General features: G+C 68.1%; 17 protein-coding genes. 4 read left to right on the forward strand and 13 right to left on the reverse strand.

Going from position 1 to position 22051, the window contains the following annotated elements:
- Window positions 1-446 precede the first annotated feature (446 nt).
- The gene (locus IEY63_RS09465; RefSeq protein WP_189068752.1) at window positions 447-2912 is read left to right on the forward strand and encodes a heavy metal translocating P-type ATPase; all 2466 of its coding nucleotides are present in this window, start codon (window positions 447-449) and stop codon (window positions 2910-2912) included.
- 15 nt (window positions 2913-2927) lie between these two features.
- Here IEY63_RS09465 and IEY63_RS09470 read toward each other — a convergent pair whose 3' ends face one another.
- A complete protein-coding gene (locus tag IEY63_RS09470) occupies window positions 2928-3905 on the reverse strand; it encodes a sugar-binding transcriptional regulator (RefSeq protein WP_229784609.1) in 978 nt (325 codons plus the stop codon).
- Window positions 3906-4151: 246 nt separating this feature from the next.
- On the opposite strand from IEY63_RS09470, the gene IEY63_RS09475 reads away from it, so the two are divergent.
- From IEY63_RS09475 to IEY63_RS09485, 3 genes are all read left to right on the forward strand, one after another.
- Complete coding sequence (locus IEY63_RS09475) at window positions 4152-4982, forward strand: MIP/aquaporin family protein (RefSeq protein ID WP_189068754.1); 831 nt, start codon at window positions 4152-4154, stop codon at window positions 4980-4982.
- A 48-nt stretch (window positions 4983-5030) separates the two neighbouring features.
- A complete protein-coding gene (gene glpK / locus IEY63_RS09480; RefSeq protein ID WP_189068755.1) occupies window positions 5031-6530 on the forward strand; it encodes a glycerol kinase GlpK in 1500 nt (499 codons plus the stop codon).
- A gap of 173 nt (window positions 6531-6703) precedes the next feature.
- Window positions 6704-8257 carry a glycerol-3-phosphate dehydrogenase/oxidase gene (locus tag IEY63_RS09485; protein WP_189068756.1) on the forward strand — a complete coding sequence of 518 codons (1554 nt, stop codon included), beginning with the start codon at window positions 6704-6706 and terminating at the stop codon, window positions 8255-8257.
- 155 nt (window positions 8258-8412) lie between these two features.
- On the opposite strand, the gene IEY63_RS09490 is transcribed toward IEY63_RS09485, so the two are convergent.
- The 12 genes from IEY63_RS09490 to IEY63_RS09545 all read right to left on the reverse strand — a co-directional run bounded on the left by IEY63_RS09490 (window position 8413) and on the right by IEY63_RS09545 (window position 21981).
- A complete protein-coding gene (locus IEY63_RS09490) occupies window positions 8413-10866 on the reverse strand; it encodes a bifunctional diguanylate cyclase/phosphodiesterase (protein ID WP_189068757.1) in 2454 nt (817 codons plus the stop codon).
- 2 nt (window positions 10867-10868) lie between these two features.
- Window positions 10869-12113, reverse strand: a complete 1245-nt coding sequence (locus IEY63_RS09495) for a S8 family serine peptidase (protein ID WP_189068758.1) — start codon at window positions 12111-12113, stop codon at window positions 10869-10871.
- Between the two features lie 399 nt (window positions 12114-12512).
- On the reverse strand, window positions 12513-13400 hold the full coding sequence (locus tag IEY63_RS09500; RefSeq protein WP_189068759.1) for an N-acetylglucosamine kinase: 888 nt from the start codon (window positions 13398-13400) through the stop codon (window positions 12513-12515).
- Between the two features lie 41 nt (window positions 13401-13441).
- A complete protein-coding gene (locus IEY63_RS09505) occupies window positions 13442-14305 on the reverse strand; it encodes a DNA repair protein (protein WP_189068760.1) in 864 nt (287 codons plus the stop codon).
- Between the two features lie 193 nt (window positions 14306-14498).
- Window positions 14499-16262: a hypothetical protein gene (locus IEY63_RS09510; RefSeq protein WP_189068761.1), complete on the reverse strand. Its 1764-nt coding sequence runs from the start codon at window positions 16260-16262 to the stop codon at window positions 14499-14501.
- Window position 16263: 1 nt separating this feature from the next.
- A complete protein-coding gene (locus tag IEY63_RS09515; RefSeq protein WP_189068762.1) occupies window positions 16264-16983 on the reverse strand; it encodes a PilW family protein in 720 nt (239 codons plus the stop codon).
- Window positions 16980-17504: a prepilin-type N-terminal cleavage/methylation domain-containing protein gene (locus tag IEY63_RS09520; protein ID WP_189068763.1), complete on the reverse strand. Its 525-nt coding sequence runs from the start codon at window positions 17502-17504 to the stop codon at window positions 16980-16982. The genes IEY63_RS09515 and IEY63_RS09520 overlap by 4 nt, the downstream gene beginning before the upstream one ends.
- The gene (locus IEY63_RS09525) at window positions 17501-17971 is read right to left on the reverse strand and encodes a GspH/FimT family pseudopilin (protein WP_373290907.1); all 471 of its coding nucleotides are present in this window, start codon (window positions 17969-17971) and stop codon (window positions 17501-17503) included. The genes IEY63_RS09520 and IEY63_RS09525 overlap by 4 nt, the downstream gene beginning before the upstream one ends.
- 167 nt (window positions 17972-18138) lie before the next feature.
- Window positions 18139-19158, reverse strand: a complete 1020-nt coding sequence (locus IEY63_RS09530) for a serine hydrolase domain-containing protein (protein WP_189068765.1) — start codon at window positions 19156-19158, stop codon at window positions 18139-18141.
- Window positions 19155-20048, reverse strand: a complete 894-nt coding sequence (locus IEY63_RS09535) for an N-acetylmuramic acid 6-phosphate etherase (protein WP_189068766.1) — start codon at window positions 20046-20048, stop codon at window positions 19155-19157. The genes IEY63_RS09530 and IEY63_RS09535 overlap by 4 nt, the downstream gene beginning before the upstream one ends.
- Complete coding sequence (locus IEY63_RS09540) at window positions 20045-21211, reverse strand: anhydro-N-acetylmuramic acid kinase (protein WP_189068767.1); 1167 nt, start codon at window positions 21209-21211, stop codon at window positions 20045-20047. The genes IEY63_RS09535 and IEY63_RS09540 overlap by 4 nt, the downstream gene beginning before the upstream one ends.
- Window positions 21208-21981, reverse strand: coding sequence for a GntR family transcriptional regulator (locus IEY63_RS09545; RefSeq protein ID WP_189068768.1), 774 nt, complete (start codon window positions 21979-21981; stop codon window positions 21208-21210). Before IEY63_RS09545 ends, IEY63_RS09540 begins: the two co-directional genes overlap by 4 nt.
- Between the last annotated feature and the right edge of the window lie 70 nt (window positions 21982-22051).

The following is a 22051-nucleotide window of genomic DNA, read 5'->3' on the forward strand; positions in this document are numbered from 1 at the left end:
AGGCGGGTCACCCGGAAGCGGGCGGCCCGCCTTCACGGTGTCGGGGTCTCCCGTGGGTGCGCGTGAGGGTCTGGCGTCCGTGCGGGGACGGGCCGGGGGGCGATGCCATGTGGACCCACCCCGGGGGGAATCCGGCCGGTCCAACGGGAGCCCGCAGGGTCGAGGGTCGTTTCCGCGCAGCGTGCCTCAGCCGGTGAGCCCTGACCATTCACTGCCCGGGTGGGGAAAGTTGGACGCGTGGTCTCCCCTGTGGAGCGGCGGCGCCCGGCTGCCTGAAGCGACTGGGGCGACCTGCCCACAACACAGGACATCAGGACGTGTGGGTCAACGCCTCGCTGCGTCATGAGTGCGTCAATGCCACCGTTCCGGGGGACATGGGCTTGTCGGCTTCGGCTGAAAGGCTTATGCTTCTCGTGGATACCCCCCCGGGGGGGATAGGAGACAGCATGAGTCAGACAATGGAACTCGGGGTGGGCGGTATGACCTGCGCCAGCTGCACGGCGCGGGTCGAACGCAGCCTCAAACGCTTGAGCGGCGTCGAAGACGCCACCGTAAACCTGGCCACTGAACGCGCCACCGTCACCTTCGACCCCGCGCACGTCACGCCGCAGGACCTCGTGAACACCGTCCGCAGCGCCGGGTACGAACCGGCTACCGCTGACCTGGAGTTCGGGGTGGGCGGCATGACCTGCGCGAACTGCTCCGGCCGGGTCGAGCGGGCCCTGAACCGCACGCCGGGGGTCCTCTCGGCCAGCGTGAACCTCGCCACCGAGCGGGCCAGCGTCCGCTACCTGCCCCAGTCGGTCACGCCGGACACCCTGCGCGCCGCCGTGGTGGACGCCGGGTACAGCGTGGCGGACGCGGAAGCAGAAGTGGCGGAGAATCCCCGTGCGGCAGAGGTGCGTTCCCTGCGCCGCGCGGTGACGTTCAGCGCCGCGTTCGCCGTGCCGCTGCTGCTGCTGGCCATGGCACCCATGCTGATCATGCCGCTGCACATGTGGCTGATGAGCACGCTGGGGGAACGCAGCCTGAACGTCCTGATGCTGCTGCTGGCGGCGCCCGTGCAGTTCGGTCCGGGCCGGCGCTTCTACCGGCTGGGCTGGGCCGCGCTGCGCCACCGCAGTCCGGACATGAATTCCCTGGTGATGATCGGCACCACCGCTGCGTTCGGCTACAGCCTGCTCGTGACCCTGGCGCCCGACCTGTTCCCGCCGGGCACGCGGCACGTGTACTACGAGGCGTCCGGCGTGGTGATCACGCTGGTGCTGCTCGGCAAGTACTTCGAGGCGGTCGCCAAGGGGCGCTCCAGTGACGCGATGCGCGCGCTGCTGAACCTCCAGCCGCCGGTTGCGCACGTGCTGCGCGGCGGCACCGAGCAGGACCTGCCTCTGGCGGCCGTGCGGGTCGGGGACGAGATTCTGGTGCGACCCGGCGAGAAGATCCCGGTGGACGGCGTGGTCGAGCGGGGCTCGTCCTTCGTGGACGAGAGCATGCTGACGGGCGAGAGCGTCCCCGTGCACAAGGAGGCGGGCGCGGAGCTGACGGGCGGCACCCTGAACGGCACGGGCGCGCTGCACCTGCGGGCCACGCGCGTCGGCGCGGACACGGCCCTGGCGGGCATCATCCGCCTGGTCGAGCGGGCGCAGGGCAGCAAGCCGCCCATCCAGGGCCTCGCGGACCGCGTGGTGGCCGTGTTCGTGCCGGCCGTGCTGGTCATCGCGGCCCTCACCTTCATGGCCTGGCTGCTGGCCGGCGGGCCGGACGCCCTGCCGCGCGCGCTGGTCAGTACGGTCGCGGTGCTGATCATCGCGTGCCCCTGCGCGATGGGCCTGGCGACCCCCACGAGCGTGATGGTCGGCACGGGCCGCGCGGCGGAGCTGGGCGTGCTGTTCCGCAGTGGCGCGGCGCTGGAGGGCCTGCAGGACGCGCAGGTCGTGGCGCTGGATAAGACCGGCACCCTCACGCAGGGGCGCCCCACGCTGGGAGAGGTGCGGGCCGTGGCGCCCTGGACGCGCGGGGACGTGCTGCGTGTCGTCGGGAGCGTGGAGGCCAGCAGTGAACATCCGGTCGCCCGGGCGATCGTGGAGGCCGCCCGCAGCGAGGGCCTGAACCTTCCGGCGGCACAGGACGTGCAGGCCGTGCCGGGCTTTGGCGTGCAGGGGCTCGTGGACGGCCTGCGCGTGCAGGTGGGCGCGGACCGGTTCATGAGCCGGCTGGGTGTGGACATCAGCGCTGTGGCCGCCGAAGCGCAGGCCCTGGCGGACGCGGGGCACACGCCGATGTTCGCGGCCGTGAATGGGCAGCTGGCGGCGCTGGTCACGGCGGTCGATCCCCTAAAAGCCGGCAGTCTGGAGGCCGTGCAGGCGCTCAGGGACGCGGGCCTGCGGGTGGTGATAGTCACCGGCGATCACCAGCGGACGGCGCACGCCGTGGCGCGGCAGCTGGGCATCGACGAGGTGCGCGCGGAGGTGCTGCCCGAGGACAAGCAGCGGACCGTGCAGGAACTGCAGGCCGGCGGGACCCGCGTGGCGTTCGTCGGGGACGGCATCAACGACGCGCCCGCGCTGGCGCAGGCGGATGTGGGCGTCGCCATCGGGACCGGCACGGACGTCGCGGCCGAGAGTGCCGACGTGATTCTCATGAGTGGTGATCTGCGCGGCGTGCCCACTGCCCGGCGCCTGAGCCGCGCCACGCTGGCGAACATCCGCCTGAACCTGCTGTGGGCGTTCGGGTACAACGTGCTGCTCATTCCGGTCGCGGCGGGCGCGCTGTTCCCGCTGCTGGGCTGGCAGCTCAGCCCCGTGCTGGCCGCTGCCGCGATGGGACTGTCCAGCGTGCTGGTCCTCAGCAACGCCCTGCGCCTGCGGCGCTTCCGGGGGCCGGAACGGGTCCAGACCAGCGGACTGGCATAACCCGCCACTGCCCGCTCAGTGGGGGTCGGGCAGGCCCAGGAGGGTACGGGCGGTGACCTCGTCGATGACCAGCGTGGTCATGAGTTCCCCGCGCAGGGCGGCGCGCAGCGCCTGGACCTTGCCCAGCCCGCTGACCACGCAGATGGCGTGCTGCGCGCGGCGGGTGAGGCCCAGGTCCGGGCCGCTGCTGCGGGCGTTGATGGGCAGCCCCTGGTAGCTGCCGTCCTCGCGGAAGAAGACGGTGGCGATGTCCCCCGCGACGCCCTGCGCGCGCAGCTGCGCGAGGTCCGTGTCGTCGAGGTACCCGGCGGCGTACACGTGGCTGGGCACCTGCGCACTGGCCGCGCCGACCGAGTACAGCAGCACGTCGGCGCGGTCCTGGAGCTCCAGGACGTGCTGCACGCTGCGTTCGCGCCACATGGCGGCGCGGGTGGCGGGATCGTCGAAGAAGGTGGGGACCGGGAACAGGTGCGCGCGCGCGCCGTAGTTCGCGGCGAAGCGGGTGATGGTGTCGGTCACGAAGCCGCTCATGAAGTCCAGGGCGTTGGCGCTGCCGTTGAGCTGCACGAACTGGAGGTTCGTGATGGACCGGGGCGTCAGGGCGCGGGAGACGGCGTCCAGGGTGGTGCCCCAGGCGAGGCCGACGGTCTGTCCGGGGCGCAGGACCTGCCCGAGCAGGTGGGCGGCAGCCACGGCGACGCGTTCCAGCCAGATGTTCTCGGGGCTGCCCGGGGGAACGCTGACGACCTGGGGGTGCAGGAAGGGGTAGCGGTCGCGCAGCTGCGCTTCGAGGCCCTGCGGCTGGGCCTGGGGGTCATGGATGCGGATCTCGACCAGTCCGGTGCGGCGCGCCAGGGTGAGCAGGCGGCTGACCTTGGGGCGCGAGAGGCCCAGTTCGCGGGCGATGGCGTCCGTGGTGAGGCCCTGATGGTAGTAGAGGCGGGCGACCTGCACGGCGTGCGCCGCGGTGTCGTCCGGGGTGGGTTCGGTCACGTGTCCGAGCATACCGCCCGGGCCGGACGGAGCGGAGCGTGTGGATGGTCTGCGTCTGGGCACGGCACATCCAACTTTGAACAAATGTTCACGGTTGCTTGACATTCGTTCAATGCTTGGTGATGATACCCGCATCAACAACCCGGCCCGCGCGGCATCTGGCTGCGTCCCCTACCCGCCCGGCCCGCCCGGGGGCGCGCCCTGCCCGCTCCCGTGGGTCACCTTCCCGACCACAAGGGGTCTTCCATGACATTCAAACCCTCGCAGGAATTCATGGCCGAACTGCTGGGCACCATGGTGCTCATCCTGTTCGGCTGTGGCGTCGTCGCCATGGTCGTGCTGTTCCAGTCGACCAACCCCAGCATCCCGGGGCAGATCGTCAATGGCGGCTACACCAACATCACGCTCGGCTGGGGCTTCGCCGTCCTGATGGGCATCTTCATCTCCGGCACGATCAGCGGCGCGCACCTGAACCCGGCCGTGACCATCGCCCTGGCCGTCACCGGCCGCTTCCCGTGGGCCAAGGCGCCGCACTACATCGCCGGGCAGTTCATCGGCGCGTTCCTGGGCGCCGCCATCGTATTCGCGGTGTACCACGCCAAGTGGCTGGGCTTCGACCCGGGGCTGGCCAACACCACGGGAATCTTCAGCACCTTCCCCGCCGTGCCCGGCTTCTGGCCCGGCTTCATTGATCAGGTGGTGGGCACCGCGCTGCTTATGGGCCTGATCCTGGCCATCGGCGACAAGCTGAACAACGCCGCGGGCGCCGCCTGGGGCGCGCTGGCTGTGGCGTTCGTGGTCATGGCGATCGGCATGAGCTTCGGCGGCATGCACGGCTACGCCATCAACCCCGCCCGTGACCTGGGCCCGCGCCTGTTCGCGCTGGTCGCCGGGTTCAGGAACACAGGCTTCGAGAACGGCGTGTGGCTGGTGCCGGTCATCGGGCCCATCGTGGGCGCCATCGTGGGCGCCCTGATCTACGACACGTTCATCGGGAAGCCCCTGCTGCGCGCCGGGGAAGCCCTGCCGGGCGTCAAGGGCGCCGACCCCGCCTACAACGCCGAACACCAGCGCTGAGGCGCACGCCACACCCGACCCCGTTCACCATCCCGGAGGTAGTCACCCATGACCCAGCAGAAATACATTCTCGCGCTCGACCAGGGCACCACCAGCAGCCGCGCCATCGTCTTCGACCACGCCGGGGACATCAAGGCGGTTGGGCAGAAGGAATTCCGGCAGATCTTCCCCCGCCCCGGCTGGGTCGAGCACGACGCGACCGAAATCTGGAGCACGCAGATCGGCGTGGCGCAGGAGGCGCTGTCTAAGGCGGGCATCCGCGCGTCCGACGTCGCCGCGATCGGCATCACCAACCAGCGCGAGACCACGCTGATCTGGGACCGGCAGACCGGGCGGCCCATCCACAACGCGATCGTGTGGCAGGACCGCCGCACCGCGCCCTACTGCGACGAGATCCGCGCGCAGCACGAGGCGACCTTCCAGCAGAAGACCGGACTGGTGCTCGACGCGTACTTCAGCGGCACGAAGGTCAGGTGGCTGCTCGACAACGTCGAGGGCGCCCGCGAACGCGCCGAGAAGGGCGAACTGGCCTTCGGGACCATCGACTCCTGGCTGGTGTACAACCTGACGGGCGGCGAGCTGCACATCACGGACGCCACGAACGCCAGCCGCACCCTGCTGTACAACATCCACATCGGCGAGTGGGACGACGAGCTGCTGAGCATCCTGAACGTGCCGCGCAGCGTGCTGCCCGAGGTGCGCAACTCCTCCGAGGTGTACGGCCAGACCGCCGAGGGGCTGCTGGGCGCGCGGATTCCCATCGCCGGGATCGGCGGGGACCAGCAGGCCGCGACCTTCGGGCAGGCCTGCCTGGAAAAGGGCATGGCGAAGAACACCTACGGCACCGGCTGCTTCATGCTGATGAACACCGCGCAGGAGGCCGTGCCCAGCCAGAACAAGCTGCTGACCACCGTGGCGTGGCAGCTGGACGGGCAGCGCACCTACGCGCTGGAAGGCAGCGTGTTCATCGCGGGGGCCGTGGTGCAGTGGCTGCGCGACGGGCTGGGCATCATCCGTGACAGCGGCGAGGTTGAGGCTCTGGCCCGCACGGTGGACAGCAGCGAGGGCGTGATGCTGGTGCCGGCGTTCGTGGGTCTGGGCGCGCCGTACTGGGACAGCTACGCGCGCGGCACGATGGTGGGCATCACGCGCGGCACGACCAAGGCGCACATCGCGCGCGCCGCGCTGGAGAGCGTGGCCTACCAGTCGGCCGAGCTGCTCGAAGCCATGCAGAAGGACGCGGGCGCGCCCCTGAAGGAACTGCGCGTGGACGGCGGGGCCAGCAACAACGACCTGATGATGCAGTTCCAGGCGGACATCCTGGGCGTGCCGGTCGTGCGGCCCAAAGTGACCGAGACGACCGCGCTGGGCGCCGCGTACCTGGCGGGCCTGGCCGTGGGGTACTGGCAGAGCACGGCCGAGATTGCCGGGCAGTGGCAGGAAGGCAAGCGCTTCGAGCCGCAGATGGAGGCAGGCGAGCGTAAGCGCCTGATGGCCCGCTGGAAGAAGGCGGTCAGCCGCGCCCGCGACTGGGAAGACGAACGCTGAGCGCCCATTCCCTGAGCTAAGGACGTGGCCGGATCTGGCGCAGGCCAGCGCTCCGGCCGCGTCGTTCCGGTCCTCAAGGGACGGTGTAGCCCAATCTACTGAACAAACGTTCATCTTATGCGAACATATGTTCAAACGGTTGATTCTCTCCCACCGGAAGGAAGGATGACTTCATGACCACCCAAGACCCCCGCCAAGACGCCCTGACCGCCGCCACCACCCCTGAATCCTGGGACCTCCTCGTCATCGGGGGGGGCGCCTCCGGCCTGGGCACCGCCCTGGAAGCCGCCACCCGCGGCTACCGCACCCTGCTGCTCGAAGCACACGACTACGCCAAGGGCACCAGCAGCCGCTCCACCAAACTCGTGCACGGCGGCGTGCGCTACCTCGCGCAGGGCAACGTCTCCCTGGTCCGCGAGGCGCTGCACGAACGCGGCCTGCTCAAGCGCAACGCCCCACACCTCGTGCGCGACCTGGGCTTCCTGATCGCCGCGTACAAGTGGTGGGCCGCGCCCTTCTACGGCATCGGCCTGAAGATGTACGACCTGCTGGCCGGCAAGCTGAACCTCCAGCCCAGCCGCTACGTGAACAAGGCGCAGGCCCTGGCGCGCACGCCCACCCTGAAGCAGAGTGGCCTGAAAGGCGGCATCCTCTACTTCGACGGGCAGTTCGATGATTCCCGGCTGGCGATCACGCTGCTGCGCAGCCTGGAAGACCACGGCGGCGTCGCGCTGAACCACGCGCCCGTCGTGGGGCTGCTCAAGGACGGGGGCCGCGTCGTCGGCGCCCGCTTCCGCGACGACGAGACCGGACAGGAACACGAGGTCCGCGCCAGGGCCGTCGTGAACGCCACCGGCGTGTTCGTGGACGACATCCGCCGCATGGAACGCAGCGACGTCAAACCCATGCTCTCCCCCAGCCAGGGCGTGCACGTCGTCGTGGACCGCCGCTTCCTGCCCGGGGACAGCGCCATCATGGTGCCCCGCACCGACGACGGCCGCGTGCTGTTCGCCGTGCCCTGGCACGATCACGTCGTGATCGGCACCACCGACACCCCCGTGCCCGAGACGAGCCTCGAACCCCGCGCGCTGCCCGAGGAGATCGACTTCATCCTGCGCACCGCCGCGCAGTACATGGACCCCGCCCCCACCCGCGCGGACGTCCGCAGCGTGTACGTGGGCCTGCGTCCCCTGGTGAAGGCCGCCGAGGGCACCGACACCAAGAGCCTGTCGCGCGACCACGTCATCCGCATCAGCGACGGCGGCCTGATCACCCTGACCGGCGGCAAGTGGACCACCTACCGCCGCATGGGCGAGGACACCGTCAACCGCGCCGCCGCGCAGGCCGGACTGCCCGAACGCCTGAGCCTCACGGCCGGGCTGAAACTGCACGGCGCGACTACCCAGGACCTTCCGGATCACTGGAAGGTGTACGGCACGGACGCCGAGCGCGTGCAGGCGCTGCCCGGCGCGAACCAGAAGATCCACCAGGACCTCCCGTACACCGAGGCGGAGGTCCGCTGGGCCGCCCGCGCCGAGCAGGCCCGCACCGCCGAGGACGTCCTGTCCCGCCGCCTGCGCGCCCTGCTCCTGAACGCGCAGGCCAGCATCGAGGCCGCGCCCCGCGTCGCCGCGATCCTCGCGGAGGAACTCGGCCGGGACCAGGCGTGGCAGGCCGAACAGGTCCGCGCCTACACCGACGTCGCGCAGGGATACGTGCTGCGCTGACCGCAGAGGACCGGAACCGGGAGGTCCAGGAGGCGTGATGAACGCCCACCCTGGACCTCCCGGCGTCCCTGTCGGTGGCCGGGCAGACCACAGGTGCGCCGGAAGGTGCAACCGGCCGTCGCCGATCACCTCCCGGACCTTGTCATCTGGCGCCCTCAGGGCGTCGGGCGCGAACTGGCGGTGAAATTCAGGGGTTTCCAGTCCCGGGTGGGCCGCGCGAAGTAGTAGCCCTGCATGACCTGAATGCCTTCGCCGCTCAGGGTCTCGACGTCATTCAGGGTTTCCACGCCCTCCGCCACGAGTTCCAGGCCCAGGTCCCGGCTGAGGCTGACCATCGCCCGGACGATCGCGGCGCTCGGGCCGCGCGGCTCCCGCATCATCTGCTGCACGAAGGTGCGGTCCACCTTCAGGCCGCTGAGCGGGAACTGCGACAGGTACGCCAGGCTGCTGTACCCCGTCCCGAAGTCGTCCAGCATGACGTGAATACCGTCGTCCCGCAGGGCAGACAGGATTCTGGCGGTCCGCTCGGGGTTGAGCATCATCAGGCTCTCCGTGACCTCCAGTTCAAGCAGTTGCGGCGCCAGTCCGGACTCCCGCAGGGCCGAGCGGACGGTGTCCAGCAGGTCCGGGCTTGCAAACTGCCGCGCGGAGAGGTTCACCGCGACCCGCACGCCCCCCCATCCCTGGGCGGCGCGGCACGCTTCGCGCAGCACCCAGGCGCCCACCTCCACGATGTGATCCCCGCGTTCCAGGATTGGCATGAACGTCCCGGGAAACTGCAGGCCGTGTTCAGAGCTGTTCCAGCGCAGCAGCGCCTCGGCACTCACGACGCGCTGCGCCTGCGTGTTCACCAGCGGCTGGAAGTGCAGTTCGTACTCGCCGCGGTCCAGGGCGCGCGCCAGGTCTCCTTCCAGGCCCGCGTGGGCGTGCGCTTTGGCGTCAAAGAACGTCATGACCTCACCGTGGGTCTTGGCGTCCAGCAGGGCCAGTTCGGAGGCGCGGCGGAGCGCTTCGCCGTCACTGGCATCCTGAGGCCAGCACGCGGCGCCGGCCGAGCCGGAGATCCTCACGACCTGATCGGCGTACTTGATCGGGCGGGCTACCGCGCGGACCACCTCGTCCGCCCGGACGCGCAGGTCCTCCCGCACGGTCAGCAGCAGGGCAAACTCGTCACCGCCCACCCGGGCGACCAGTTCACCTGGCAGCAGCAGGTGCTGCAGGCGCTGCGCCACGATCCGCAGCACCTCATCGGCAAAGTCATGACCGTACGTGTCGTTGATCAGCTGAAAGCGGTTGAGGTCCAGGGTCAGCAGCGCGAACGGCTCGGCCGGCGCCCGCACCTGCTGCGCCACCTGCGCGAGCAGCATCACGCGGTTGGGCAGGCCCGTCAGCGCGTCGAACAGCCGCCCGCGCTCCAGTTCCTCAATCTGCCGCTGAATGGTCTTCTCCGCCTGGAACCTCAGTTCCTGCTCGTACTGGGCGATCCGGCGGGCGTTCTCAATTCCGGCCTGACGGGTCAGGTTCTGCACGGCCTGGTCCCGGACGGCGTCGAAGATCGTCTGCTGCACCTCGACCAGTTCCGGGTAGTAGACGTTGAGCCGCTCCTCTTCCGTGAAGCGCGGGTCATTCACGATGAATTTCAGGATGGTCAGCGCTTCCGGCAGCCGCTGGCTCTTCTTGGCCATGGCCAGCACGTTGATAACCTCGGGCTTCTCGATCAGCTGACTGGACGTCGCGGCACGGGCGACCTCCACGGTCGCCTCCAGCTCCAGGGACGCGTTGCCCTGCACGCGCGCGCCCTGCACCATCGCCAGCGCGTACTGCAGCGCCGCGTCCGAGTTGCCCATGGCCCGGTAGATGCGGGCTGGGGCAAGCGACTGCTGCACCGACTCCCGCACGTGCCGGCGACCCAGGAACTCCTCAAACCGCTGAAACAACTCCGGGTCAGCGGCGTGCTCGGGCAGGCTCGCCAGGGCCTCGTAGTAGTTCAGGCCGAAACTGACCTCCAGTTTGTCCAGGCCAGCCTCGGTGGATTTGATCAGGCCGAACCGGTAGGACTGCGCGGCCGCCTGGTAATCCCCGAGCTGCTCAAGGATGAGCCCGTCAATGTTCAGCAGGTACAGCTCCAGCAGCGCGTCCTGCTCTGTGACGGGCAGGCTGTGATAGAGCGCGCTGGCCTGCTGGTGCGCTTCCCGGGCCTCGCTCAGCTTCTGCTGACTGATGGCCAGGTTGGCCAGGTTGCACAGGATCTTGATCTGCCCGGTCACGTCACCGATCTCACTCTTGATCTGCTGGGCCCGGCGCAGCGCCTCGAAGGCCGCGGCGCTGTCAAACCGGGAGTAACTGACGAACGACTGAAGCAGCAGGCTGTCTGAATAGATGGCGGTGTTGCCCCGGATGGCTGAGGCTTCCAGCGCGCGCGCGATGGCCTGTTCCGCCTGACCCAGGTCACTGTGAATCCGGTGGTACAGGGCCTGCGCGAAGTAGAAGCACTCGTCGGGCAAGGCGTCGAAGGCGAAGCTGTTCAGGGCGGTCAGGGCCGCGTCCCCAGGCTGAGAGCGGATGTGGTCGAGCAGTTCATGCCATGAGGGCGGGAGCACCACAGGCACGGTCAGTCCAGCAGATGGAACAAGTTCAGCTTCTTCCAGGTGGGGTGCGCCGAATCCAGAGTCTGGCCCAGGGTGAACAGGTCGTTCACGCGCGCCGCCTGCGTGCCGGGCTGGCCGCGCAGCATGGCGAGCGCGGCGGCTGCCATGGGCGTGCTGAAGGACGTGCCGGTCCAGCTGGCTTCCCGTCCGTCCGGGTACAGAGACCGGATGGACTCCCCGGGCGCGAACAGCAGGTCAGTGTCAGAAGTGGACGTGAACGCACTGGGCTGGGACTGCGCGTTCACACTGGCCACCGCGACGCCCGCACCCGTCGTGGACAGGTACGCGGCCGGGTAATCCAGGTCCTCACTGCCGGAGTTCCCGGCGGCGGCGGCCACGTCGACACCCTTGCGCTGCGCGTATTCCAGAGCGGCCCGCAGGGATGGGGAATCCAGGTCCGTGCCGACGCTGAGGTTGATGACGTCAGCGCCGTGATCCACGGCCCACAGGATGCCCTTGACGAGGTCGAGCAGATACCCGGTGCCGTCCGGCGCGAGCACCTGAACGGGCATGATCCGGCTTTTCGGAGCGATCTGCAGCGCGACGCCTGCGACGCCCGTCGCGTGTCCGTACGCGCCGCTGCTCTCGGTAACCGGTTCCGTGGTGGGCTGAGCGTCATTCGAGGCGAAGTCGAACCAATCAGCGGGGTTCACCATGGAGTCCGCCAGGGCCGGGTGAGCGGTGTCCATGGGTCCGTCAATGACGGCAATCACGGGGCTGCCCTGGTAGTTCGGGCTCAGCTGCGCCTGGGGCACTCCCAGGTTCACGAACTCCTGCGAGTTCTGCGGGAACAGCGTGAAGAGGGGGCCGTTCCAGCCGTTCCCGGTCTGCTGGCCGAAGTTGTACAGAGACGTGGCCCAGATCTTGTCGCCGCTGGCCCAGGTGGTGATACCCGTCGCCCAGATCTTGTCGCCGCTGCTGTGCGTGGCGCCCTGCGGGATGGCCACGCTCTGCTCGTTTTTCTCCACGCGGCGGCTGGCTGCGGCGAGCGGAGTCGCGTGCGCGCCGCTCAGCACGGCGAAGGTAGCCGTGCGGTACTCGACGGTCCCGCCGTACTGCTGCGCGAGCGTCGCGTCAGAGGTGCCGGCCGTCACCGGAACCGTGAGTAGGGTGTCAGGGTGAGCGACCGTCGCGGTAGGGGTCACGGTCATGGAGCAGGCACTGAGGAGGCTGATGGTGAGGGTGGCGCAGGTGAGGGATCTCCGCATAGGTTTCGGCTCCTTAGATTTATCGCGCCTGAGTGTACACCGTTAAGCTGCTGTTCATAAACGCGCCCAGAAAGGTGTGAACCACCGCAGGAACGGACTTTCTCCCCTCACGGTAGACCAGACTCCCATGCACGGCTATCACATAGCTGCAGTGTGAAGACCGCCGGCTAAATCTTGTGGCAGAGCTGTAGTCCACGTCTCTGCGGGCCACCGCGCCGCTACCCCAGCTCAACCTCACATCTGGGGTCCATTCGGAGCCATTTCAAGGCACTTGAACAGGTTTAGGACTTTCTCAATCCTTACAACGCCCGGTTCAGTGATCTATACAACCGAACGTCGGGCGTCACGCCCCGGCCCCTCACACGTACGGCAAGTGGCCTCCGCCCCAATCAACGTCGGTCAGGAGTGAGCAGGGATCAGGCGTTCAGCCAGTTGAGCCGCCGCCCGGGCATGATCCTGAAACCGCACGGCGGCGCCCGGCACGGCCTGCTGCACAGCCTGCCCGAACAGTGGGCTCACGCGGAGGGAACCGCCAGTCACCACAACAGGGATGGCCCGGGGAAGCTGGTGTTGCACGGTCTGCGCCAGATCTGCCAGCACCGCCGCCGCCTGAGTGAGGATGCCCAGCGCCACCGGATCACCCTGATCAGCAGCCCGGCCCACGGCCGGGGCAAGTGAAGCGACCGCCGAGGCGCCCGGCGTGCCGTACGTGAAGTGACGCACCGTGTCCCAGTCGAGCGCGCTGGTCAGAGCGCGCATCTCGGTGGCCAGCGCGCCAGCGGGCTCCTCGTTGCGGTCGAGGTGCCGGGTCAGCCAGCGCAGCGCAGCGCGGCCCAGAGCGTAACCGGCCCCGTCATCATCAATGTGATACCCGTGCCCCCCCGCGCGGAGCAGCTGGCCATCCGGGGTCAGGTGACAGGCCACGCTGCCCGTGCCGGCGTACACTAAGACGCCCTCGCCCGGCTGGAAGTGCGCGCGGTACGCCAGTTCGATGTCGCTCTCCACAACGAGTTGGGTGGCAGGCACCCCGAAGGCATCAGCCAGCAGGGCCTGAATGGCCGCGGCGTCCGGACGGCCTGCTCCGTAACCGGGCAGGCCAGCGTGAACGGCCCGCGGCCGACCCGGCAGGTCAGCCACGAGCGCGCGGAGGTTCTCGCGGCCCTGCGCGGTGCCCAGCAGCGCGGCGGTGAGGGGCGGGGCGCTGCCGCTGGTCTGCGTCGCGTCGTCATGCGTGGCGTGCCACTTGCTGCGGCTGCCGCCCAGATCAAGGCCCAGGGTGATCGTCACCCGCGCATTCTGGCATTCCGCCCGGTGCGCGGGGCCGGATCTCAGCGGTTGTTCAGGCCGTGCCGGAGCACGGTGGCCAGTTGCTTGGTCATGTGCGACTGAAGTTCGTCAAGTTCTGCGCTGGCGGCCCGGAGCAGCGCGCGGTGCGTCTCGGCGTTGCGCGCGTCGGGTCCCTGCGCCGTGTGCACGGTCGCCTGCACGGTGAAGTGCGCGTCGGGCAGCAGGTTGAGGTTGCTGCGCGCGCCCGCGTGCCGCGCGCCGAGCAGGGCGCCGAGCATGCCCACCTCCTCGCTGCGGCGCATCAGTTCACGCTGGAAGACGCGGTCCCTGATGCTGGTGATGACGTCCCACGCCGCGTCCGACAGGGCCGCCTCAGCGCTGGCGGGCCGCGCGACTTCCACGTACAGGGTGTCGCCGCTGCGCCAGGTGCGGTGGTGCGCGTCTCCCCTGGCCGGCGTCCAGAGCGTCTCGAAGTCCCGGGCGTCCTCGATCAGGACTTTCAGGCGGGCGGCGGGCGCGTCGGCAGGCACGCGGTGACCGTCGGGCAGGGCGCCCCAGAGGCTCAGGCCGGTCTCGTCAGTGGCGCGCATGGTGCTGTACGCGTCCGCCAGGGGGGCCGAGCCCTCGCTCAGTCGCGCGATGGGCCGGGCGTCCACGAGGAGCGTGATGTCCTCGCCGTCCGTCTGCGCGGCGTGGGTCAGGTGATGCAGACCCAGGCCCCAGCGGCGCTGGGCGTCCTGAAGGGCCTGCGTGAGGGCCTGATCGAGCGTGGCCCGGTCGGCGCCGCTCTCCGCGAGCGCTTCAATCTGACTGTCCACGGCGGCCGTGGCCATCAGCGCGTCGAACGTCCGGTAGGGGTTGGGGGTCGTGGGGGCTGCCTCGGTTTTTGTCTTGGTTCTCGCCATACTCCCTCTATTCTGCCCTGAACAGAGCAGATCGTGTGTACTGAGCACACCATAGCGCACTTCGCCTGCCAGATCGCTATCGCCTTAAGTGTCAGAATTCGCTGTGAGCGAAGTAGCCGCTCTGATCGCAATGTGTTGCGGCGGACCGAAAGAATCAGTCCGCCGCAGCCAGAGAAGTCCTCAGCGACTCGCGCTATTTGCGCTCGTAACTATAAACAGCGAACGAAGGAACGGAGGTATTTTTCAGGGCATCTACTCCTGGTGGGAGGTTGAACTCCAGGCCAGGCACCTGGAAGACCTGTGTTCTCGCGGAACCGCCGTTGGTTCCGTTGGAGAGATCGAAACCGTTCCCCATCATGGTCCCCATGACCACCGAGTCCTTGACGGCGCTGACCGTGCCCCCGGCGTAGAAGAATCCAGTCACGACCTGCGTCTTGGTGGGCGCACCGTCGATGTTCTGGTTCGCGCCGGAGATCGTCAGATCATTCTCGGCCACGATGCCCAGCACCGACTTGTCGGGGAAGCTTTCCAGCGGCAGGACATCCCCGTCAATCCGGACGTTGCCTCCCTGGCCCGCCAGGTTCCGTTCAACCAGCATGGTGGACTTTCCTTCGTAGCGAACGATGATGTCCTTCGAGAACACAACGTCCCAGCCCTTCATGTCAAACGTACCATTGATATCGAGAATCCAGGAGTCCTTACCCTCGACCGTATTTTTATAGTATTTAAATCCTTTGTTCGTAATCGGATCGGTGCAGTTGATTGCCTTTTCACCAAAGACGAGTTTCTTGCTGGCGTTGTTCCCATTACCGTCCGATGCCACGAGATCACCGATGTTGCAACCAGTCAGCACAGGGGCCGCAACCGCGCTATCACCCGTCCGCGTAACGGTAATGCCGTTCAGAGCCGCGTCCGTCTGCATGGCCTGGCGCCAGGTCGGGGTACTGAGTGGGAAGGCCGCCCGCACGTTCGCAGCCAGTTTGCTCTTATCAATCGTGTCTGCTGCGTCGAGTTTGGGCATCGTCGGTGGGGGATCCAGGTCAAAGGTACCAGTGGAGTCAGCATAGACCTGATTGGCACCACTGAAAATCGGTGTTGCCGTGGTACCGGCATATACCCCTTTCATGAGGCCTTTATAGCCATCTGGTGCGGTACTGTCACCGATGGTAGAGCCGCCGTCTACCTTGATGGACCCATACCGGGCACGGACGGTGGCGCACATGTCTTTCTGGTCCAGAGCCTGAACCTTCAGGAATTTTTCCAACTGCGTCTGGGTGGCGCCAGTGACCGTCTGAAGCGTGCTGCCCTGGTAATAGTTGTGAATGCCGAAATTGCCACTTGTATCGAGCGTGATGTCCTTTCCGGGGTCACCTTCTACGTAGATTGAGCCGTAGATGTCACCGGAACCGTTGAGGAACTTTCCACTCTGACCGGCCGCGCCGGCGAAGATCGCGTTCGAGAAAGCACTGGAATTCTGTCCTGACAGGAAACCCTGGACGGTGGCCTTGGCGCCGTTCACCTGTCCGATAGACCGCAAGACGATACCGGAACCACTGACGATGTAGGTCACCGTGTAGGTGCCCTTGGCTGTGCCGACGTCTATCTGCCCGGTCCGGGACTGCCCACTCAGGAGATCATTGGCGTCACCGTTCACGCCGATGCCGTCGCGTCCTAAATCCAGACCGATGGACAGGAGGTTGCCGCACTGGGCGGATCGGGATGCGGAAGTGGCGTAGACCTGAGCGTTCTTGACGTAGTACTGGAAGGTCTGGAAGGCAATCGTCTTGTACTGGGTGAATCCGGCCTTGGCGACTTCCTCGGCCTGGGAAGCGGAGCGGTCGTTCGCGGCGTTGGCGCGGTCGTTGATCATGCTGACGCTCGTGGACAGAATGAGCAGCATGGTGACAACCAGAATGGCGAGCGTGAGGGGCAGTGCGAAACCGTCAGTACGCCTCATGTTATTTGTCCTTCATGTTAGGCATTTCGATCTCCTGTTGGATGCCGAAGCACACGCGTCGAGTTGGACAGCTAACGGTCTTGGAGGTGCTGGCATTCGCTACATCCTGTGAACTGACCGAGCTGTTCGACACAGACCGATCAGACTGCGTGTAGACCGTGATGACAGCCGATCGTGTGAATCTCGGCGCCGGTTTACTGGCGACCGGGGCTGTGCATGTTGGCGTGTCAAGTTTGTCGCCATCGCTGCACACGTACAGGATGTTCAGGGCAAGCACACCCGATGCGAAGGCCACGTAGTCGTCAGATTGACCGCAGGTCACGTCACTACGCTCCAGGGTTCCCGCAGTGACGCGCCATTTGACCTGTCGGCAAGCGACGGCAGCGTCCCGCAGACTGGTGATGTACCGCGCCGTCATGGTGTCCAGTTCATTGTTGTCCGTGCCAGTCAAGCAAGCGGTGGTGACGCAGGTACCGAATGCAGGAAGGGTGCTCACGACGTTCGCGGCCGAGACGTACCGGCTCGCGCCAGCAAGCTGGAGATCCTGTGTCAGGACGGTGGCAATGTACCTCGACTTGTCCTGAACGTTGGCCCGCGCATTGGTGAGATTGGCCAGCTGGCTCTGCGAGGTCAGGAAGGCACCCAGAACTGACACCACGACAATGAGCACGGTCATGGCCAGAAGGAGTTCTACAAGGGTGAAGCCTGGCGCCCGCTTCACAGCACGCCTCCGGGAACCAGTATAGGAACCGGGGGGCATGGATCCGGGGCAGTGGTTTTCGGGGCGGGGTACACGTCGTAGCAGCTGACCCGTTTGGTGATGGCGTAACTGCTTCCAGTGCTGTTCGTCGCCGACACCTGAATAAGGAGCTGGCCTTCGGCCATGTATTTCGCCGCGCCAGTCGCGGCATCGTTGCGCTCACTGACGATCTTCCAACTGGTCCCCTTCCCCGTGTCGCTCCCCTGGCATCTTGCGGGCAGGGTGCTGCCTGAGCAGTTGGTGTAGTACCAGAGGAAAGCGTACTTGTCGCTCGGCGCGGTTTTTGTAGAGTCAACGTACAGCGCAAAATTGGCCACACGCTCCATCTCCGCAACAGCCACACCCTTGACCTGGGTCTGGGCGCGAGAGGTGGCCGTGCCTCTGAGATTCGAGATCGCTCCAGTCGCCAGCACCGTGAATGCCACAGCGATGATCGCCATCACAACCAGAAGTTCGATGAGGGTGAGTCCGTCACTTTTCATTGAATGTTCGCCCTCCCCTGCGCCGTGACTGCCACGGTCTTACTGCGGCTTCCCGCACTGTTGGTCAGGGTGACTGAGAACGTCGTGGTGGACCGCGAGATGCCACGCGGGTCGAAGACCATGCTGGCGCTGCTCGTCCCAGTGGCGAACACAATGTTGGGATAATCACTGGATGGCAGCGTCGTGAGTGTCCCGCCAAGAATGTCTTCGCCCGCGTCGTACGCCAGATTGCGGTTGGTGTCCCTGAAGATGAAAAAGCGTTTATTGGTCGGATCAACCTGCACGCCTATGTAATCGTTCTGACGCAACGCTTCCATCCGTGCGCGGCTGAACTGGGTACTCAGGCGGGTGGTGGCGGCGTTCATGGCGTAGGGGTCCCGGGACAACCTTGATGACAACGCAAACAGAATGCCCAGAATGCCGATCACGATCAGCAATTCAAGGAGGGTGAAGCCAGACGGGCGCATAAGAGAAGCTTAACGAGCCGCGCAGCAGAGCATGAACCCCTAATCAGGTTGGCTATCTCCCCCTTCTGGAGGTGTAGAGCGCTGAAAGCCGATTACTTTTGTTGTCATGGCAGAAACTTCACATGCACTGAACTTCCATGATTTATCAGTTGTTCCTCTCTAACAATTCAATGTGACGTAAAAAGTCTTAACGTACCGCTGTTCGCGGCGAGTGTATTCCCAACTGCGCGGCGCAGGCCCTGGATATCGAAGGGACCGTGCCGGGTGGGGTGAACTCGGTTGGTGAGGAGGACCCATGCCCGGTTGCGGGGCGGGTCAACCCATAGGCCCGTGCCGGTGAATCCGGTGTGTCCAACGGCGTGGGGACTACTGAGGCTGCCGCCGCTCCAGCCGGGGCTGGCGTGGACGAAGGCCAGCGTGCGTTCCGGCACCTGGGGCGTCAGGACCAGGTGCTGGGCGGCGGCGGAGATCCAGCCGCCCCGCAGGAGGCGCTCGGCCTGGTTCAGCACGCCGTCCAGGGTGCCGAAGAGTCCGGCGTGGCCGGCCACGCCGCCCAGGGCGGCGGCGTTCTCATCGTGGGTTTCGCCCATGAGGGTCCGTTCCCGCCACAGGCAGGTTTCCGTGGCCACGCTCGCGGTGGGGTCGGGAGTGAAGGTCAGGCCGGGGTCGAGTGGAAAGTCCCGCAGCGGCCGGGCCCGGACCCGTTCGAGGACTCGGCCGAGGAGCACGTAGCCTAGGTCGGAGTAGCGGACCTCGCCTGGGGGGCCGACCTCCCAGGGTTCCTGGAGGAACCGGGCGCGGATGGTGGCCGCGTCGCCCCAGGTGTAGAGGCGGGCCCAGGCGCCCAGGCCGGCGGTGTGCGTAAGCAGCTGGCGCAGGGTGCGCTCACGGAGTGGGGCGTCCTGCATCCACGCGAGGTCGAGCAGGTGGCGGCCCAGTGGATCGTCCAGATCGAGGAGGCCGTCTTCGGTGGCGCGCAGGATCTCGCGGGCGGTGAACAGAGGTTTGGTGAGGCTGGCCAGGTCCCACCAGTCGTCACTGGTCAGGGCGCGGCCGCCGTGGCTGACGTGCCCCAGGTGCAGGGTGGCGCGCTGCCCGTCGGCGGTGACGACGCCCAGCGCGACAGCGGAGGGGCCGCTGGGGCCGAGGGCGGCCCGCAGGAGTTCGGCGGTCCGGTCGGGAATCACGGGGTTTCCAGGGCGGCGCGGGCGTTGCCTTGGGCGGCGTCCAGGCGGGCGCGGGCCTGCTGCGCGGTGAGGCCCAGGGTTAGGGCGACGATGGCGGTTTTCACCTGGCCGTCCGCGGCGCGCAGGGCGGCGTGGGCGGCGGGCTCGTCGCAGGCGGTGGCGTGCTGGACCAGGCGGGCGGCGCGGGCTTCGAGTTTCAGGTTGGTGGCCTTGAGGTCGACCATCAGGTTGCCGTACACCTTGCCCAGGCGGACCATCAGGGCGCTGGAGAGCGAGTTCAGAGCGATCTTCTGCGCGGTGCCGGCCTTGAGGCGGGTGGAGCCGCTGATGATCTCGGGGCCCGTGTCGAGCAGGACCGGGTGGTCCGCGAGGTGCAACAGGGGCGTGCCGGGGTTGTTCGCCAGTCCGATGATGAGGACCTGCTGTGCGCGGGCGGCGGTCATGGCGCCCAACACCCAGGGCGTGGTGCCGCTGGCGGCCACGGCGATGAGGACGTCGCTGGGGGTTGGGTGCGCGCCGAGCAGGGCCGCGTGGCCGTCCTCGTGGTCGTCCTCGGCACCCTCGACGGCTTCGCGGATGGCGCGGTCGCCGCCGGCGATCAGCGGGACGGCGCGCGTGGGCGGCCAGGAGAAGGTGGGCGTAAGCTCCGTGGCGTCCAGGACGCCGAGGCGGCCGCTGGTGCCCGCACCGGCGTAGAGGAGGCGGCCGCCCTGTTGCAGTCGGGGCAGGGCGGCCTGCACGGCGCCACTGAGGGCCGGAGCGGCGCGCCGGGCAGCCTCAACGGCGACCAGCTGGTCGTCAAGCAGCGCGTCGAGGAGGTCTTCGGTGGTGAGGAGGTCGAGGTCCGGGTGGGCCGGGTTCAGGGCCTCGGTGTTCAGCGGGTGGCTCATGAGGCTCCAGGGGCGCGGGTCCATTTCCCGGCGTGGACGGCGTGGGCAGCGCCGGTGGTGTGGGCGAGGGTGTTGGTCCAGCCCTGCGCGGTCGCGTAGCCCAGGAAGGCGAACGCGGCCGCTTCGCGCGTGGCGTCGGTGAAGCCGTGGGCGTCCCAGCCGAGGTCCGTGAAGGTCCGTACCGGGATGGGGTCCAGGGCGCGGGTCAGGGCGCGGGTCAGGGCCGGGTTGCGGGCGCCGCCGCCCGCCACGACGACCTCGTCCGGGGGTGTGGCCAGCCACTGGAGGGCAGCGGCGACGGTGCGGGCGGTGAATTCGGTGGCGGTGGCCGCCAGGTCCGGGACGCTGAGTGGGGCGGGTTGGGGCAGCCGGGCCAGGGTCCAGACCTCCCGTCCGGTGGCTCTGGGTGGGGCCTGCTGAAGTTCCGGGTGGGCCAGCCAGGCGGTCAGGGTGGGGGCGTGCACAGTGCCGTTGAGGGCCAGTGCGCCGTCCTGATCGCAGGTCTGTCCGGCCTGGGCGGCGGCCTCGTCGATGAGGCAGTTGGCGGGCCCGGTGTCGAAGGCCTGCACGGCGCCGGGGTCGGTGCCGGGCAGCAGGGTCAGGTTGGCGATCCCGCCGAGGTTCAGCAGCAGCCGGGTCACGCCGGGCTCGGCGAACAGCGCCCAGTCGGCGAAGGGCACCAGGGGGGCGCCGACACCGCCGGCGGCGAGATCGGCGGGGCGGAAGTCGCTGATGACGGGTTTCCCGGTGTGCTGGGCGATGAGTGCCGCCTCGCCGAGTTGCAGCGTGGCGGGGCGAGTCCAGCCGCGCGTGGCGTTCGGGCGGGGGTGGTGCTGCACGGTCTGGCCGTGGCTGGCGATCAGGTCGGCGTTTCCGGCCAGCGGCGCGGCGGCCTGCGCGAGGGCCTCCCCGAGGGCCCAGTGCAGCTGCGTGAGTTCACTGGGGGTGCCCTCGTTCCGCGCGGCGCGCAGCACGGCTTCTCTCAGGTCGGGCGGGTAGGGGGTGAAGGTGTGGGCCACGACCCGCCCGCGCGGGACGCTCAGGCTGGCCGGCAGCCGCAGGGGGGCCGGAGCGTTCAGGGCGGGCCAGCCGCTGAGGTCCAGCAGGGCGGCGTCGATGCCGTCGGCGCTGGTGCCGCTCATCAGGCCCAGCACGCGGGTCATGCGCCGCCCTGGAGTTCCATGACGAAGTCGTAGCGGTCTCCGCGGTAGTGGGCGCGGGCGTACTCGATGGGCCGCCCGTCGGTCAGCCAGGAGAGGCGGTCGGTGGTCAGGAGGGCCGCGCCCACGGTGACGTTCAGGAGGGGCGCGAGGGTCAGGTCGGCGTTCACGGCGCGCAGGTGCCGGATGGCGCGGGTGGGGCTGAGCCCGCGGGCGGCCAGCAGCGCGTACAGGCTGGCGTCGTGCACGCTGGCCTCGTCGAGCGGCCCGACCAGACTGACGGGCAGCGTGGAGTCCTCCACGGCGAGGGGTTCGCCGTTGGCGGTGCGCAGGCGCCGCAGGCGGTAGACGAGTTCGCTGGGGGACAGGGCGAGGCTCATGGCCTCCTGCGGGGTGGGCCGGGTGCGTTCGAAGCTCAGGACCTGCGCGCCGGGCTGCTGACCGCGGGAGCGCACGTCCTCGGAGAAGGAGGACAGCAGGCCCAGGGTGCGGGCGGGGAGGTCGCCGGGGCGGGGGGGTGGGGTGACGAAGGTGCCGCTGCCGTGGCGGCGGGTCAGGAGACCCTGCTGGGCGAGCAGGGCGAGGGCCTGACGGATCGTGACGCGTGACACGCCGAGATGCGCGGCGAGGTCACGTTCAGCGGGGAGGGCGCTGCCTGGGCGCAGCTGTCCGCTCTCGATGCGCTGCGTCAGTCCCTGGGCGACCTGCACGTACACGGGAGTGGCGCTGGCGCTGTCGAGCGGGATAGTCCAGAGGGAGGACGAGGACAGCATCCCGCTCAGCGTACCACCCTGGAACCTCTTTGCAAGAGGGTTGCAAGTGGCAGCGGATTGGTATTAGGCT

Origin of the sequence: Deinococcus radiotolerans, from assembly GCF_014647435.1 — a bacterium.
In the GTDB taxonomy this organism is placed as follows: Bacteria; Deinococcota; Deinococci; order Deinococcales; family Deinococcaceae; genus Deinococcus; species Deinococcus radiotolerans.

What these genes read in the sequence shown, in the direction of transcription:
- IEY63_RS09510 (WP_189068761.1), bottom strand. Translation starts at nt 16,262, where the DNA reads ATGAGGCGTACTGACGGTTTCGCACTGCCCCTCACGCTCGCCATTCTG.
- IEY63_RS09540 (WP_189068767.1), bottom strand. Translation starts at nt 21,211, where the DNA reads ATGACCCGCGTGCTGGGCCTGATGAGCGGCACCAGCGCCGACGGCATC.
- IEY63_RS09535 (WP_189068766.1), bottom strand. Translation starts at nt 20,048, where the DNA reads ATGAGCCACCCGCTGAACACCGAGGCCCTGAACCCGGCCCACCCGGAC.
- IEY63_RS09495 (WP_189068758.1), bottom strand. Translation starts at nt 12,113, where the DNA reads ATGCGGAGATCCCTCACCTGCGCCACCCTCACCATCAGCCTCCTCAGT.
- IEY63_RS09525 (WP_373290907.1), bottom strand. Translation starts at nt 17,971, where the DNA reads ATGCGCCCGTCTGGCTTCACCCTCCTTGAATTGCTGATCGTGATCGGC.
- IEY63_RS09545 (WP_189068768.1), bottom strand. Translation starts at nt 21,981, where the DNA reads ATGCTGTCCTCGTCCTCCCTCTGGACTATCCCGCTCGACAGCGCCAGC.
- IEY63_RS09520 (WP_189068763.1), bottom strand. Translation starts at nt 17,504, where the DNA reads ATGAAAAGTGACGGACTCACCCTCATCGAACTTCTGGTTGTGATGGCG.
- IEY63_RS09505 (WP_189068760.1), bottom strand. Translation starts at nt 14,305, where the DNA reads ATGGCGAGAACCAAGACAAAAACCGAGGCAGCCCCCACGACCCCCAAC.
- IEY63_RS09475 (WP_189068754.1), top strand. Translation starts at nt 4,152, where the DNA reads ATGACATTCAAACCCTCGCAGGAATTCATGGCCGAACTGCTGGGCACC.
- glpK (WP_189068755.1), top strand. Translation starts at nt 5,031, where the DNA reads ATGACCCAGCAGAAATACATTCTCGCGCTCGACCAGGGCACCACCAGC.
- IEY63_RS09485 (WP_189068756.1), top strand. Translation starts at nt 6,704, where the DNA reads ATGACCACCCAAGACCCCCGCCAAGACGCCCTGACCGCCGCCACCACC.
- IEY63_RS09465 (WP_189068752.1), top strand. Translation starts at nt 447, where the DNA reads ATGAGTCAGACAATGGAACTCGGGGTGGGCGGTATGACCTGCGCCAGC.